We start from the raw sequence: 12,629 nt of genomic DNA, 5'->3' as shown, positions 1-12,629 counted from the left end.
ATTGACTATATTATATAATTAATAGCCCTCTAGCACTCACTTGCCCTTCTTTGGCTTATTTTTTGGCAACTCCAGCTGCTGGAAAAGCTCAATGTCCCGGTTCTTTGCAGTCGTGTGCTTTGCAATTGCCCTCTGCACAATTGAATGCCTTGCGGCAGGAGTTTTCACTTTCTTCACGGGCTTCTTTTTTAAAGGAGCTTTTGAAGGTGCGCTTGGAATGGGGGCAATTGCTGCGGGCTCGGCAGCAGTTTCCTTAGTTGCTGGGCCTGCCTTTTTCGCGCGGGCTTCTTTCACAGGCACTTTCTTTTTTTGCTTTTTTTCTGCAGGCTTCTTTTTCACAATCGGCTTCTTCAACTTTGGCTTCTTTGCCGATTTTGTCTTGAGAGTATCTTTTTTCTTCTTTCTGGCGGTTGCAGCGGACACCTGCTTTTTCTTTTGCCCTTGTTTTTTCCGGTCTTCCGAAATAGCCCTTTCTCTAAGCTCCGAAACAAGCTTTTTCTTTGACTCTGAAACTGTAAAGTCAACGGGCGGCTCCTCTATAAACTCGCTTTCCTTTGCAGGCCTTTGGTTTTCAGCCGCAGCCCTGGCAGGCATAACCCTTGCAGGAATTCTTCTCTGCCCGGAAGGTTGCTTTGGGGATTCTTTGTGCGCACCCATCTTAGCTGGGCTTACCCTGTCAAGGTAAAAGGAGCAGTTGACAAATGTAGCAATAGGCACGGAAATGAAAAACAAAATTCCCGCCCAAATGTATGGAATGAGCGCAGAAACAAAAAAACCTGTAAAGAGAAGCACCTCAAGAAGCAAAAGCTCAAGGTAATTATCCCTGCCTACAGCCATACTCTCCCTGAAAGCATTTATTATCCCCCTTCCGGAAACTATGGCTGGAAGGACAGAGAAGAAGAAAGGCGTAAGAAGGAAGCCCAGGAAATAAATGAGCAAAAACCAGACAAGATAAGACTGAACTGCCGCAGCAACAGGCATGCTTACAAAAAGAAATATTGGAACAAACATTGCAAGCACGATAAATCCCATCAGGAAACCTAAAAGGATGAGTGAAGCGATTAGGTACGACCCGCCACGCCTTGCAACGGAACTGAAAAATGCCCTTACAGAGACTCTTCCCCTGAGCCCCTCAAGACAAACTCCATAAACTCCGGCAGACATATACAGGAATGCAACGAGAGCCAAAAAAGAGAAGGTAAAGAGTATCGCTATGTTTCCCGGTGTCATCAATGCGAGCAACACTACTGCAGGGTCAAGCTCCGCCTGGTTCATAAACTCCTCCGAGTAAAAGACAGACTCCGAGTTAAGCACGAAAACAAGCATTCCAAGGAACATGACAAAAACGGCAGCAAAGCAAACAAGAAGCGCCGAGAATGTATACGGAATCAGGTTCTTTCGGTAAGCACTAAAAGCTCTTTCGAAGTGCTGCAAAAGGCTTGCCATAACTATAGTATTAGATAGATTATTATATATAAGCATAATTCTGGATAATTGGAATCAGCTTCTAAGACCTATATACTTTACCTGACCATCCAGCTTTTTCTTCTTCAGTTCGTCAAATACCTTGTGGATGTCGGAAGAGAAGATGTCTCTTCCGCCAAGCCCGTAAATATAACTGGCTGCTTTTCCGCAGGCGTCTTTTATGTCGAGATACAATGGCGGCTTTGCGCCAAAAGACATGCTCCTGTCCAGAACAGCAACTGCCTTTCCCCTGAGCGCCTGCTCGATTTCTTTTGTCGGAAACGGCCTGAACAGCTTTATTTTCAAAAGCCCTACTTTCTCGCCCTTTGCCCGCCGCTCGTCAACAACATCCTTTATCACTCCTGCCGTCGAGCCGGCAGCGACAATAACGGACTTTGCGTCCCTTAGCCGGTATGGCTCAAAATAAGGATACTTTTTTCTCGTAACTAGACCAAGCTCGCGCCCTACTTTCAGGTATTCCTTCTTCGCATTTGACATCGCAGCCTCCTGCTGCATCTTGAATTCATAGTAGTAATCCTGAAGCGCAAAAGGCCCAAGAGTTACGGGATGTTTCAGGTCAAGCAGGGCAAATTTCGGTGAATAATTTCCAACAAACTTTGCAGCCACCTTGTCTTCAAGAAGCTCGACGCCCTCTACCGAATGGGAGGTTACAAACCCATCCTGCACCACCATCGCAGGAAGTGAAACTCTCTCCGCAAGCTTTGTTGCAAGGAAGGTATTTTCATACGCCTCCTGGGCGTTTTCGGAAAAAATCTGTATCCAGCCGGTGTCACGGCAGGCCATGATGTCGCTATGGTCACAGTGTATGTTGATAGGGCCTGAAAGGGCCCTTGCGACGGCCTGCATCACGATTGGAAGGCGAAGTGAGGAAGCTATAGGCAAAATCTCAAACATGAGCGCAAGACCCTGCGAGCTTGAGGCAGTAAATGTTCTTGCCCCTGCCGCAGAACTGCCTACACAGGCAGACATCGCAGAGTGCTCGGACTCCACCCTCACCATTTCAGTGCTGACAACACCATCTGCGATAAACTTCGAGTATTTCTCTATTATCGGCGTCTGAGGGGTTATTGGATAAGCTGCAAAAACATCAGGGTTTATCTGCCGGATTGCCTCAGTTGCCGCGTGCGCTCCGGTCAAGGGAACTCTCATAATTATACTAGTAGGATATAAGAAAAAATCAATTATGCGTATCGAAAAGAAATCCTGGCCCGACCTTTTCGAAAGAGCCCTAAGCGGCAAAAAAAAGTTTGACCTTCGTCTTGCAGATTTTGACTGCTCACCTGGCGACACACTCCTTCTCAAAGAATGGGGCCCAAGAAAAAAGAGTTACACTAGGAGAGTCCTGGAAAAGAAGGTGGCTTTTGTGATGAATACAAAAACCTGAACTTCTGGGCAGAAGAAGAGGTTCTGGAGAAGGGTTTTATCGTAAGGTCACTGGAATAGTCTCTAAGCCCAGGGATTCTCTAAGAAAGACTCATCTGGAAGCCGGGCATCACCTATTCCTATTGATTTCCCATAATCCCTCAGCTCGACCAAGCTCTCCTTGTCCCCTTTTATGTGCCGAAAGCTACGGTCCTTGTAAATTATGACCATAAGGTCATCCTTGCACAGGTGAATATACCAGCCCCGCTTTATTGCACTTTTGCCCTTCCGGATCACCTTTTCTATAACATCATCCGAAACCCTGACCTTGTAAAAGTGAAACAAGCCCTTTTCCCCTTCACTTTCCAAATCCCGTTTATACCTCCCAACAATCTCAGCATCCTCAAGAAGCTCTTTATTGCCCAAACTTTCTTCGATTATCACTCCTTTCCAATCCCCCATCAATATACTTGTAGTATCTTTATTATGCAAAAAGGCTATTTTTTCTCACTTGAAGCGCTCATAGCCTCGCTAATTATAATCTCTGCCATAGCCGTGCTCAGCTCCAATCATGCAGCAAGCCCGGAATATGAAGAAAAGATATATGGCGGGCTTAGCAACCTCGAAAAAAGCGGAAAGCTCGCTTCCATGGAGGAAAGTGAAATTGAGACCCGCCTTGAAGAAACTCTCTGCTTTCCTGTTAGTGTCGGAAAAGCCCCGCCCGGTGGCCAAAGCGTAAAATACCTGCTGGTGTACGGCCCTGAAAAGTTCAAAACTATCCAAATAGCTTATCAACTGCCTTAAGCCGCTCCAAAAGCCGGTCTTTTGTGGAGGTGTACGATATCGCAAGAGGTATTTTGTCTATCCTGGCGGTCCTTAATGCTGTGTCGTCAACCTTCTCTATGCCGTGAAGCACCACCAGGCCGGGCCTCAGGTTTGCAAGCCGTATGGCAATAAGCGGGGACCTGCCCCTCGAAAGGTTGGTAAAAATCAGGCAGTGGTTGTTGATAAGGGAGGTTATTGTAGTAATATCTGTCGGGGAGAAGTGAATAATTGCCGCTTCACTGTCGATAAGCGAGTAGCCATAGATATTCTCGTCCAAAAACGGGTAGCAGACCTCCCCGTCAATTTCCTTTAAAAACTCCTTTATGCCAACTGGCCTCGAAAACTCCTTCATGGCAAGCACAAATGAGCTAAATTTGTTCCCCTTGTAGATTCCGGTAAATTCCTCGATTATCTTTCCCCCACGCTCAGAGTCTATATCCATAAGAGACTCTACCACCCTGTGGATAAGCTTTGTCCCGGGGGATTTCCTGCGCCCGGACTCGTAGTCCGATATGACTGAAGGGCTTATTTCAAGCTTTGAAGCAAGCTCCGTCTGGGAGATTCTAAAGAGCTGTCTCCACTTTTTTATGGTTTCGCCGGCATTCTCAGACAGCACGATTTCGCCTGCAATCTTCTTTTTAAGCTCCTCCAGGTATTCCATAAGGATAAATATTTGTTTAAAATAGTAAAATCTGCTAATTTAAATGTTAATCGGTATCTTAAATATGGCAGACGCAGCCGAAGTAATCAAGGTTCTCAAAAGGAAAGGCCCAAAAGGGATTTCGCTTGTAAAGTGCCGTATAATCGAAGGAACAAAGCAAAATAAGGTGCTTAACCGGGCGGTAATCGGTAGAGTCAAGGAGGGAGATGTAATTTACCTTAAGGAGACCGATATGGAGGTTGTGGGGGTATAAATATGGTAAACTGCTTTTTTTGCGGCAAAACTGTGAAGAAGGGAATAGGCATACTGTATGTCAACAATAAAGGACAAAATATGCACTTTTGCTCATCCAAGTGCAGAAAGTACTCTCTTATGGGCAGGAAAAAAGGCAAGTGGGCAATTGAAAAAGAGTAGCCAGTGGCATACTGCTAAACTTATATATAACATCTTACAATAGTTATGAATGCACGAAGATTCAAAGGACAGGTGTCCTTAGAATACTTAATGACTTACGGCATAGCAATAGCGATAGTTGTAATTGCAGTAGCTGCCCTTTACTCCATGGGAGTATTCAGCTCCGGCTCAAGCACAACTACCCCACCTTGCACACCATGCTTCAGCGACTTTGCATACAATGCACACTCGTACAACGGCAGCCACCTCGCGCTTGAAGTTAAGAACAGGGGGGAAGGAATAAATTTGACAGCATGCCTTCCCAGCGGATGTGTTCTTCCAAGCCCAGCAACGGTCAATGCAAACCAGGTATTTATACTCTATGTACCTAATAACGGAGCAAATGATGTTGGTGCCAGCCTGACCTACACAAAAGCGGGAAGCTCACTTTCACAGACAAGAACGCAGACACTTCAATCCGGATACTTCCAGTAAGTCATTCTTTTTGCTTTTTAGTTTAACCTTTTTTCTTTTAGCCGCTCCAAAGAAACTATATTCTACAGGCCGCCAAATTTCACAAACAAAATGACCTCCTCCCAACCAGGGCAAGCCCTGGGGTATTGAAAAAATAAACCTCTCAACTAACCAAGATAACTTCCGGAGGAGCCATCCAGCCGGAATTCATAAAATGTCGGGTCAACTGAGGATTCGTTCAGCCCAAACTTTTCCCCCGCCTGCCCCTGGAGGTATTCATGAAGCGTGTTGGAGGCGGTTGTGTTTACATTGATGTGAAGTTCCGGTGCGGAAAGGATGTTTTTGTCAAGTACGGTCTCAAGACCCACAGGGCCATACTCGGCGCAATAAGTGCATTCAAATGTTCCCTCCAGCGCGTCGAAAAAGCTGGGGGCGCTGCTTGAGTTTATATAGCTTCCTTCCCGGACATGAACAATGAGATTTGAAACGTCCAAAAGCCCATCTTCCTCACTCCATGATTCAGCGCTTCCAAAAATAAGAAAGCTTTGGCCTGACAGAGATGAAAGCCCCGCCAGCGAATCCACTCTCAGGTAGCTTGTAGCAGGCTCGCTTCCTGACTCGTAAACCACCCCACAAAATGAATCCAGGCCGGGATAAACAGTATCATTGAAGAATATTTTATGTTCCTTTTCAGAAGCGCCTGCATCGTCCGTAAGCTCACCATAACAGTTCCCATTTCCGGATAAAACAATCAGAGGCACCCTTCGGGTAAAGTTATCAGTATGCTGGCTTTTGTTGAAAACCCGGGAAAGCGTTCCCCCGGTAAGGTTTTCCAGGTAAAGCGGGTCTTCAAACCCCAAGATTGAAACTTTCTCCAGAACAATAAATCTTCTAGAAAGGTTCGCCACACCTTCTTTCGAAATATTCACCTCAACGGTAGAGTTTATGAAGACATTAAAGGCATCATAAAGCCCGACCTTTGCACTCTCATAGCCAAAGTCTATTGAGACATTGTATCCCTTTGGGTTACGAGAATAATATTCCTCAAGGAGCTCCAGATTGTGCTCAAGAGTGTTATTTTCCATAAATGTTACTTCCTCGCCGGTAGCTGGCAGTGTTCCATTCCACATCAGCTGCTTTATTGCGTCCGGAGCTTTTTGCCCGCCAGAAAAAAATGATACCCCATCAATCAAAACCGAGTTCTCGGATGATATTATGGCGCGCCTGAGCGAAACATCACAAAGGGTATGTATGCTGCGCTCTATGCTGTCATAAGAAGCATCCATATCCATCAGCCTATCGTTAAGTGAAAATGTTTCTCTTTCTTCGCTTACTCTTTCCCTTTGCACAAGCATTATTGAAAAAAGAGCAAACAGGACCAGAACCATAAGCCCGGAATAAAGAAAGCCATTCATATTACCACATAATAAACCTCACAAGAGCAATTTGTGAAAGTTCCCTTATGCCTTCTATTGTAAGAGAAGTGCTTATCTCATAGCTGCTGATTTCCTCTCCGGTCTTTGATTCAATATGCTGTATAAGCCGCTCAGTTGCATTGTCTCTTGCCTCCTGTGAGGTATTAAACACAAATTCATCCCCACCATATCCCACCGAACCCGGAACTTTTATGGAATATATGACCCGGTATGCCTTCGACTGGTTTTGAGGGTTTCCGTTCTCGATGCCGTGATAAAGCGTAATGTTGTTTGCTCCGTCGGAAAAGAAATCCGAAGGAAGCTTTATGCTGTAAGGGTCTCCCAGAACTTCAAAATCCCCATATGTTGACAAGTTGTAAATCGTTGAAACGTGCCCTGAAGAGTTTGAAACCTGAATCAGGTCGGCCCAATAATCACCCGAATAAGAAGTAACTCTTGCGTCAATCAGGGAAACATCAGCAGACTTGTTAAGAATGCAGTATCCGCCTGTGCAGTTTTTCTCAAAGGTAAGCAAAAATTCACCTTCTCCAAAAACTGATTCCTCTGTAAGGTTTATGCTCATACGCGAATCATTGTACAGCACGTTTCTAAAGCCCCAGTCACCCTGAACGTAAACCGCCTGGCGCTGCGCAGACATGTTGACAATATCATCAGCTATCCTCTTATAGATTTCCATAAGCTCCTCCTCATTGTTGCTCTGGAAGTACTTCGAGCAGTTGGTCTCATTTTCCCCTGGAAGCCAATTATTTGCAGAGCAGTTCCAGCAGGCGATTTTCTTGAGTGTTAGTGTGTCTGCATCAGAGCCAAAAGCAACAGAATATACCGTAATATTGTCATCCCTCGCATTGCAGGAGTATTGGATTGCATCCACCGGACCCTGATAAGTGCTGTACTGCCAGGGTGTGCACTCATAATTAGCACCGCCATCACTCATTACAAGCATTGCCCTTTTTCTTCCGACAACAGTTTCCAGGCGCAGGTCAAAAAGAGCCGCAGAGGAGTCGTCATTTTTAACCCTTGCAGAAACCACATTCCAGCCGAGCCGGAAAAGAGATTTATCAAAAGGCATAACGCGGTTCCAGTAGGAGGCATTATGCTCTGAAGTATCATTGTCGATAAGGTTTCCATTGAGGTAAACTTCAGCGGCATCGTCAGAAAAAACATATAGGGAAGAATTTATTAGCATTTCTGTGCTTTCGATAAAGAACTTTTTCCTGAAGTAGTAGTCCCCACCATTATTTGCCAAAACTGTGGAGACATTCGAACTTAATACGGCAGTTGTCCCTTCCTGGCTGCCTATCGATCCAAGATACGGCTCGGAGAGGGCATAGTGATATATCATTACATCATCCAGATGAGCTTCCTCGTTATCATCGCTAGCTTCATTATCAAACCTCACCCTGACTGGGCTAGAGGTATCATACTCAGAAAGATTGAGTGTAAATTGGTGCCAGTTTCCGGTATCGTAAGTTTCTCCATTCAAATTCAGCTCTCCATAATGCCAGGAGCCATCATAAACATCGACATATATCCGGTCAGCATCTTCCCAGTTGGTGGTGAGCTTAATCCAAAAATCAAGACGGCAGTTAGTGCAGCCCGAAAGGTTCAGCAGCCCATCACGAGTGCTTATGGCAACCTCTCCCTCGTCGCCTTCCTCCATCTCCCCACCCCAAGAGCCAGTGCGCACGTCCGCCGAGTCTGTGTGAACTCTACACTCATCGCCATCGCTTCCATAATCCACCGACCAGACAGAAGTATTAAACCCTGTAGGTCCGACGGCAGAAGAATCCTCAAAGCCGCCATAAAACAGCAGGCATCTTCCGCCCTGAACACCTGCGGGGCAAATTGAAAGGTTATTTCCAGGGGATGCTGAGGGGTTTCCATAGTATAGGTAAAGTGTTGTTTCTGAGCTTGCAGCCATGTAAGGCACGCTGACCCAAAAAGTGGCATTGTCGCTGCCAGAAAGGTTGCAGCTTTCAATAAGGTAGGGAAGTTCAGTTTCGGTGCCGGAGGTTGAATTATAATATGTAAACCTTGCATCCCCACAGTACTGCTTTACCCTGCCGTCAGAGTAATCTCCAGAAAGGTTAATTGATATCCTGACAGGATAGCTGTAAAGGGCTCCGGCGGCATTTGAAAGGTTAAGCTGCCTTCGGTAGTCCCAGCTTATGTTAAAAAATCCAAGGGCAGCAGGACCCTCCGCCCATGCGGAATCATTGTAGTCTTTGTCGGTCCAGTTTCTTCCGTCCATTTCCGGAGGGGCCAAAAGAGGATAGCTTGTAGTGTACTTCCATATCGAGCCGCTCGGCAAAGCGTCAACGGAAAGGTATTTTTGTGAAAGAAGTTCTGTACTTTTTTCAATACCACAACATATGCAAGTTCCTCCACCGGAAACATAGGTATCTATTTCGCTCTGAAGCGTCTGGTTGTCCCCCGTCAGAGATATGGATCCTGAAAGCGCATCATCGAAAGAGACGAGCCCAACCCTGTTTCCATTAAGCCCCAGCATTCCACTGACAAACTCCCGATCGGAATCCTTTGCAACATTTATCCTGTTTCGGTAGCATGGTGGAGGCGCATCGCAGTCGCAGGAATTGTTCGAGTAAACATCGCACGTGCTCATACTGCCAGAAACATCAGTTATCAGCACGGCATCTCCAAAACCCTGACCCCGGGTATAATTAAGGCTCCTTATTCCCACCCTCAAGGGCACAGTGCTTCCTGTCAAACCCTGCACATTAAGCCCTGCCCCCGCAAGGCCTTCGGAAATGTTCGATTCATTGAGTTCAATTAATGACTCCCCGGAAGCATTGCTGTTGTAAAGCGTGGCATTGGCAAAATTAAGGTAAACCTCAGAACCCGGGATTTCATTATAATAGTGAAGGTGTATTTCGGTGACGTTTCCCTGAAGATACACCCCATCATAAACATTGATAAGCCCTTCTATTCCAGGAAATCTGTATTCCTCAACCAGACCCGGCTTTTCATCGTAAAAGGCACTTGTTGTATAATCGACACGAAGAAATCCACCTCCAATATATGAATAGCGGTAATCCGTGGAATTAAATAAAATCCCTAAGGTATTGTTACCTTCCCGGAAGTTGGAGATGTTGATGCCGGAGGAAACAATATTTGCGGTAAAATTAGGGGCGCTTTCGTTTATGGAAAAATACCCCGAAAAATTACTGTTTATATAAAGAGACAGGTTTGCCCCGGAAAAAACATTGAGCTCCGCCCCGGTAACAGACTCATATTCCGGAAGCTCAAGAAGAGCCGAAATATTTCCCTGACCCACAAACCCTCCAAAGTACAAATATCTTGACCGCTCAGTTTTTATCCCATTCAGGTAAGCCCTTGCCATATAGCCATGCCTTGAGTTTGAGCTGTAGGTATTTTCAATCAGGGAGGAAACTACAACAGAATTTTGCGTGCCGGCATAGTCTCCAACCACCGGGTCGCTGCCTATGCTAAGGGAAAAATTATATCGCTCCAGGCACCTTGTGGCGTTTATCAGTTCCTTTGTTATATTTTCCGCATAATCCCTTTTAGTGTAATCACCCTCCCGATTCGAGTAAGCCCAGTAGGTCAAAATGAAGTCCAGGACAGAAAGTTCCATCTCATCGTCCGTCAGCCCTCCTCCCTTGAGCTGGTTAAGCGTCGGGCTTTGTGTTGTTTCATTGACGCGCATCGTTGCAAGAGCTTCCAGAAAATCTCTTGCAAGGGCAGACTTCTGGTCCATCCCGGTTTCCTCATAAAAGGGTTGTGGCGAAAAAAGATAGTAATTTGATGCCAGGAGAAGCACCATAAGTGAAATCCCCAGCACTAAATCCAGCGAAAACACAATTCCCTTCATCTTTCAAAAACAAGAACCCTTACTGTTGCAATAGTCCCATTCTCCAAAACCACGACACGCTCTTTCTTGACAATAGACGAGGCACCATCATAAGCCGCCCCGTACGACCTAACAACTTCATCGCCGCATAAAACGGTAATATTATATTCACTTTCAAGCCCCATAAGGATCATTGTACGCCCTACATCGAGCTGCCCAAATTTTTCCAGCTTTTCATCGCTAATCCTTCCTGAAGATTCAAGCCCCAGTATCTGCACATTCGCTGCATTCCAGTCTCGCGGATACCCCTCCCTGAAAAAAATTTCCCCCAGGGTGTTCGCATCCCTCAAAATAACATCCTTTCGCTCAATCTCCATCGACTCCTTTACGGCATATCCCGCCTGGATGACTAAAAGCGCTCCGAGGAAAAGGAAAACCGAGCACACAATCAGGAAATCAAATGAAAGCATCTGGCCCTTTGATGCTCTACTCAAGGTAGAAGCCGGTTCCATTATATATTACGGTATTTTTTCCAATAGTCAGGTTCCGAGTGATATTTACGTATGTGTAACAGACTGCCATGCCAGAAGGATAATTAACGACAATCTCATAATTCTGGAGTGTTGCGTTATAGTCTCCATAAGGAAGATAAAATGACCTCTCATAATCCGGGCCAATGCGAAGGGCACTGTCAATCTCGCCTGCAATCTGCTTGCATACCGAACGATAGTCACCGCCTGTCGAAACGGAGGCCTGGTATATTCCATATCCAACATAATAGCTAAAAGATATGGCAAAAATCACAGAAAGAATTCCAAGAAGCAAAAGAAGCTCAACAGACGCCTGGCATCTCATGATATGGAAAGATTGACAAACGCAGGGTTGGCTTCCACAACAATGTTCCAGCAACCAGAAATACCGGGCATTGTGCCATTCAAAACCACTTCAGAATCCTGATAAATATACTCGCCAGTCCTGAGGGAACACTGAAGAGTAGTGTTGTAAACAGAGCAGGTTTCAAGAGACATTGGAAAACACACATTCACAGTCTGTTTTGCCGGCTCCCCCTGAAGAGCTACAAACTTTGCGGTAGTTGCGATTTTTTCAAGAGAATCTTTTAGCAAAAACTGGTCGTTTCCTTTCTTATAGCTATCTATAGAGGCATATCCATATAGTATATATATGCTTACTATAAGCATGCCTAAGCCCACAACGATAAGCATTTCTACGGAAATCTGACCCTTCATAAATCTATATAACTATATTATGAGGAAGTTCTCAAAGAAGGCAAATCCGATAAAATCCAAAACAAAGGCAATTAAGGCCAGGCGCGATTTGCCTAACGCTAAAAAAAATGTAAGCCCCCGCCATAAGAAAAATTCAAGCCAGAAAAAGAAAACCATTGAAAAGAAAGAAAAGCTTCTAAAAAAGGCGGCAGGTATTAAGGGCAATTTTAAAAATAGCAAAAAATCCGTGAAAAATGTGGGTAAAAGAAAAATAAGGGAGACTCTCCTTCGAGAAACCTCAAAAAAGCATATTCAAAAAAAAGGGTCTTCCCGGAAAATAGATAGGTCTCCAGAAAAAGCCAGAGAAAAAAAAGAAACTGAGCAGGACACCCTAAAAAAAGTCCTGGCGCAGACCAAGACCATAGACCTTGCTGAGCCCGCAGAAGTAGTAAGTGAAGATTTGCCAATTAAAGACGTCCTGATCCTGCTGGAGAAGAATTCATTTGTCATAGTTTCAAAAAAATACGCTGTTACCGGCATCATTACTCACTTAAGCATATTAAAGTCTCTTCAAAACAAAGGTTTTGAAAAGGCAATTGCAAAGGACTTCAATGATGCAACCTATATGATAGAATCAGATAAACCCATTCAAAAAGCCCTTGAGGAAATGTCTACCAGAAACACAGACATTCTTATCGTAACCAACAAGGGGAGCCTAATTGGGACCATATGTTCAAAAAAAATACTGGACCACCTTAGTAAGAAAGCGATAGAGCAGAGTTTTGAAGGAAGTGATATCATCGAGACCAGCATCGACCTCTTTGTAGAGCTTCTAAGAAAAGGCCCAATCCCGGTCAAGGAAGTCCAGGAAAAATTTGGCGTCACAAATGAGCAGATAGAGGGATGGATAGATATACTGGAAAAACAGAATATCC

15 protein-coding genes are annotated in these 12,629 nt (G+C 45.0%); 6 read left to right on the top strand and 9 right to left on the bottom strand.

The window, feature by feature from the left end; translation table 11 throughout:
- Positions 1-36 precede the first annotated feature (36 nt).
- Both JW727_04455 and porA read right to left on the bottom strand, forming a co-directional pair.
- Positions 37-1,446, bottom strand: coding sequence for a hypothetical protein (locus tag JW727_04455; protein MBN2095275.1), 1,410 nt, complete (start codon positions 1,444-1,446; stop codon positions 37-39).
- A 54-nt stretch (positions 1,447-1,500) separates the two neighbouring features.
- Positions 1,501-2,634 carry a pyruvate ferredoxin oxidoreductase gene (porA, locus tag JW727_04450; GenBank protein ID MBN2095274.1) on the bottom strand — a complete coding sequence of 378 codons (1,134 nt, stop codon included), beginning with the start codon at positions 2,632-2,634 and terminating at the stop codon, positions 1,501-1,503.
- 34 nt (positions 2,635-2,668) lie between these two features.
- On the opposite strand from porA, the gene JW727_04445 reads away from it, so the two are divergent.
- Complete coding sequence (locus JW727_04445) at positions 2,669-2,869, top strand: DUF3850 domain-containing protein (GenBank protein MBN2095273.1); 201 nt, start codon at positions 2,669-2,671, stop codon at positions 2,867-2,869.
- A 62-nt stretch (positions 2,870-2,931) separates the two neighbouring features.
- On the opposite strand, the gene JW727_04440 is transcribed toward JW727_04445, so the two are convergent.
- Complete coding sequence (locus JW727_04440) at positions 2,932-3,309, bottom strand: hypothetical protein (GenBank protein ID MBN2095272.1); 378 nt, start codon at positions 3,307-3,309, stop codon at positions 2,932-2,934.
- Positions 3,310-3,333: 24 nt separating this feature from the next.
- Here JW727_04440 and JW727_04435 point away from each other — a divergent pair, with 24 nt between their 5' ends.
- Positions 3,334-3,651 (top strand): hypothetical protein, encoded by a 318-nt coding sequence (locus JW727_04435; GenBank protein ID MBN2095271.1) that lies wholly within the window; start codon positions 3,334-3,336, stop codon positions 3,649-3,651.
- On the opposite strand, the gene JW727_04430 is transcribed toward JW727_04435, so the two are convergent.
- The gene (locus tag JW727_04430; GenBank protein ID MBN2095270.1) at positions 3,623-4,333 is read right to left on the bottom strand and encodes a helix-turn-helix domain-containing protein; all 711 of its coding nucleotides are present in this window, start codon (positions 4,331-4,333) and stop codon (positions 3,623-3,625) included. The genes JW727_04435 and JW727_04430 overlap by 29 nt on opposite strands.
- A 64-nt stretch (positions 4,334-4,397) precedes the next feature.
- Between JW727_04430 and rps28e the strand changes: the two genes are divergently transcribed.
- The 3 genes from rps28e to JW727_04415 are packed head-to-tail and all read left to right on the top strand — an operon-like array spanning position 4,398 to position 5,221.
- Entirely contained in the window at positions 4,398-4,586 is a 189-nt protein-coding gene (rps28e, locus tag JW727_04425) for a 30S ribosomal protein S28e (protein ID MBN2095269.1), read from the top strand.
- A 2-nt stretch (positions 4,587-4,588) separates the two neighbouring features.
- Entirely contained in the window at positions 4,589-4,747 is a 159-nt protein-coding gene (locus tag JW727_04420; protein MBN2095268.1) for a 50S ribosomal protein L24e, read from the top strand.
- Between the two features lie 45 nt (positions 4,748-4,792).
- Entirely contained in the window at positions 4,793-5,221 is a 429-nt protein-coding gene (locus JW727_04415; protein ID MBN2095267.1) for a hypothetical protein, read from the top strand.
- A 146-nt stretch (positions 5,222-5,367) separates the two neighbouring features.
- Here JW727_04415 and JW727_04410 read toward each other — a convergent pair whose 3' ends face one another.
- Genes JW727_04410 through JW727_04390 form a run of 5 tightly spaced genes read right to left on the bottom strand, consistent with a single transcriptional unit; the run spans position 5,368 to position 11,715 of the window.
- Positions 5,368-6,615 carry a hypothetical protein gene (locus JW727_04410; GenBank protein ID MBN2095266.1) on the bottom strand — a complete coding sequence of 416 codons (1,248 nt, stop codon included), beginning with the start codon at positions 6,613-6,615 and terminating at the stop codon, positions 5,368-5,370.
- A gap of 1 nt (position 6,616) precedes the next feature.
- Entirely contained in the window at positions 6,617-10,489 is a 3,873-nt protein-coding gene (locus tag JW727_04405; protein ID MBN2095265.1) for a DUF2341 domain-containing protein, read from the bottom strand.
- The gene (locus JW727_04400; protein MBN2095264.1) at positions 10,486-10,980 is read right to left on the bottom strand and encodes a hypothetical protein; all 495 of its coding nucleotides are present in this window, start codon (positions 10,978-10,980) and stop codon (positions 10,486-10,488) included. Before JW727_04400 ends, JW727_04405 begins: the two co-directional genes overlap by 4 nt.
- Positions 10,955-11,323 (bottom strand): hypothetical protein, encoded by a 369-nt coding sequence (locus JW727_04395; GenBank protein MBN2095263.1) that lies wholly within the window; start codon positions 11,321-11,323, stop codon positions 10,955-10,957. The genes JW727_04400 and JW727_04395 overlap by 26 nt, the downstream gene beginning before the upstream one ends.
- The gene (locus JW727_04390) at positions 11,320-11,715 is read right to left on the bottom strand and encodes a hypothetical protein (GenBank protein MBN2095262.1); all 396 of its coding nucleotides are present in this window, start codon (positions 11,713-11,715) and stop codon (positions 11,320-11,322) included. The genes JW727_04395 and JW727_04390 overlap by 4 nt, the downstream gene beginning before the upstream one ends.
- A gap of 19 nt (positions 11,716-11,734) precedes the next feature.
- Between JW727_04390 and JW727_04385 the strand changes: the two genes are divergently transcribed.
- Positions 11,735-12,629, top strand: an 895-nt coding sequence (locus JW727_04385) for a hypothetical protein (protein MBN2095261.1), incomplete at its 3' end; no start/stop codon positions are given.

Source organism: Candidatus Aenigmatarchaeota archaeon (assembly GCA_016932615.1).
GTDB lineage: Archaea > Aenigmatarchaeota > Aenigmatarchaeia > QMZS01 > QMZS01 > JAFGCN01.
This window is presented reverse-complemented; position numbering and strand designations above follow the sequence as displayed.